Below are 2879 nucleotides of genomic sequence, written 5' to 3' on the forward strand. Positions count from 1 at the left end.
TGTACGAAATAATTTTAAATTGGCAAAATAAATAATGTTAAAAAATGTAAATACGCCTATTTATATAGTAAATTAATAAAATATTCTTAAAAATCTATCATATATGCCACAAGCATTATTAGCAATATTTACACAGATAGCAAGCGTTATAGGAGGGGCTTTAAATGGAGCGTTAGGAACTGCGGTATCTATGATGCAAGCTGGTACTAAAGCAGCATTGCAATTTCACCAAGAAGGTATTTCATTAGCTAGAGATTTAGGCATGGGCTTAAATCAAGCTAATGCTTATACTAAAGTATTAACTGAAAGAACACAAGTTTTAGCCCAAAAATATGGCGTAGCTTCTTCTGCTATTACAGCAGTACAAAGAAATATTTCAGAAACAACAGGAAAACAGCTATTATTAAACGATGCCCAAGCTGAAGGATTTGTTCAAGCTAATAAACTTGTTGGACAAGAAACCACTAACAAGTTTATGGATACCATAATAAATGGTATGGGTGGGCAAGTTAGTACTGTACAAGGTGCAATATCAAAGGCATATGCAACTGCTGCAAAACAAGGCTTAAATGCTCAAAAATTTAGTAAAAAAGTAGCTGAAAACCTTTCAATGGCAAACCGTTTAAACTTCAGAAACGGTATTGATGGGATTACTAGAATGGCAGCAATGGCTGAAAAATTCGGACTTAGTATGAAGTCTGTAGAAACGGCTGCTGGACAGTTTATGGAGTTTGACAGTGCTATTGAGCATTCTGCACATCTTCAAATGCTTGGAGGAAGTATTGGTGCTGCATTTGGCAATCCATTAGAAAATATGTATGAGTCAATGTATGACCCAGAGGCATTTGCTAAGAGGATGGAAGATGCAATGAAAGGCATGGCTACTTTTGATACTAAAAAGGGCTACGCTACTATAAGTCCAATGAACCAAGAAATCCTAAGAAATTATGCAAAGGAGATGGGTCTTAATGCTGAAGAGGTCGTTGCTAATGCTAAAAAAATGGCAGAGGTCAGATATAAAGAGACCAAATTTGCACCAGAACTTGATAGATATTCTGGAAACGGAAAAGATAAAGAAGCGAGACGTAATTTCATATTAAACAATTCCCAAGTAACTCCTGAAGGACAACTTCAAGTAAACGGAAAAAACATAAATGAAATCACTGAAGAAGAGTGGAGCAATATGATGGCATTTGATGGTAAATCAGATACCGACATATTAAAAGACCAAGCTTTACATTTAAAAAGTATTGATGAAGCGATTACTGGAAATGCTTCGTCTGTTGTTGCTTCATTTGCAAAGGGTTTAGCATTAGATAAAAATGCCCAGAATATTATCCAAAACATTGACAAGGTTGGAACTAATTTACAAAAAGTTTCCGAAAATTTAGGAAGAGGCACTAACGGAGTATTAGCCAAAATACTCAATTGGGTCGATAAAAATGGTCCTTTCTTAAAAAGTATTGCAGACGGTATTATAGGCGTGTCTAAGTTTTTGGCTGACAATTGGGGCAAATTATTAATTGCAATCGCAGGATGGAAGTTTTTACTTAAACCAGCACTTGGAGCAAGTTTAGGTGGAAACACAACCCTTGGTGGAAAACTTGGAGCAAAAGCATTAGGTGGAGTCAAAAATGTTGGAGGAAAAGCATTGAATGCTGTAAAAACAATGTGGAAGACTCCTTTTAAATTAGCAAAGTCTAGTATTAGAGCAACAAAAGCTTTCAAAGGAGCAATAACTCATGGAAGCGGTTTAAAAGGTGCATTTTCCGCTGCAAAAACTAGTTTATCTAGGGCTGGAACATTAAAAACATTTAGCAAATTAGCAAAAAGTGGTGGTATAGGAATTCTAGGTGCTGTTGGAGGAATTGGTGTTGATTATTTAGCTGATAAAGGTAAAATACAAAAAGGAGGAAAAGCGCATCAAGCACTTAAAGCAACCACTACTGCTGTTGAATATGGGGCAGTTGGTGCTATGTTTGGACCTTTAGGGGCTGGCATAGGTGCTGCCGTTGGTGCTATTAAAGGTGCTTATGACACTTGGAAAAGCTTACCAGAAAATGCTGATAAAGATTTTATTGATTATGCAAAATCAGTAGGCGATAGTATTGTAGAAGGCGGCAAAGAAGCATTTAATTGGGCTAAAGAAAAGGTTGGTCCAGCATTATCAGCAGTGAATAAAGATATAGAAGAAAGGGGTGGATATTTAAGCGTTGCCTTTAATATGATAACTACCCCAATTAGATTATTTATAAATGCAATAGAAGGAATTGGAAAATTAATTTTACATCCTGTTGACACAATTAAAAATGCTTGGAATAGTTTAAAAAATTGGTGGAATTCTGATAATAAATTAGAACGTCTTTGGAATATGGGTAAAAATGCTGTTATGGGCGAAAAACATGCTGATGGCGGCATAGTTGGAGCAAAACCAAAAAGTGTTTTAATTGAAAATGATAGTGTTATTAAAAACAAATATATTGAAAATCATGCTATTGGTGGAATAGTTGGTGGTAATTCATACAGTGGTGATAGGATACTTACTGGTTTGAACAGTGGTGAAATGGTATTGAATAAAGACCAGCAAGCTCAATTATTCAAGTTCATACAAAACGCATCAAGTATGTTGACAAAGATAGGTTCATCCAATGGTGTTACATATTATAATGCGTCCAATAAGTATTCAAATTTATCTTCAAGTTACGATACTAGCAGAATTTCTTCGATATTTGATAATAGGAGTATTAGGGAAAAGCATTCTTCAATACACAATAATGTTGGTGGTAATTCCATTTCATCAAATGATAATAGGAGTATTAGGGAAAAGCATTCTGCAATACACAATAATGTTGGTGGTAATATATTAAGTAATATCTTGT

Annotated in this window: 1 protein-coding gene; it reads left to right on the forward strand. The window is 35.0% G+C overall.

The window, feature by feature from the left end:
* Positions 1–193: 193 nt before the first annotated feature.
* Positions 194–2879: hypothetical protein (locus tag VW161_RS08805; protein WP_325192958.1), on the forward strand; the 2686-nt coding region annotated here is incomplete at its 3' end.

The sequence above is a fragment of the Methanobrevibacter ruminantium genome, assembly GCF_016294135.1.
Taxonomy (GTDB): domain Archaea; phylum Methanobacteriota; class Methanobacteria; order Methanobacteriales; family Methanobacteriaceae; genus Methanobrevibacter; species Methanobrevibacter ruminantium_A.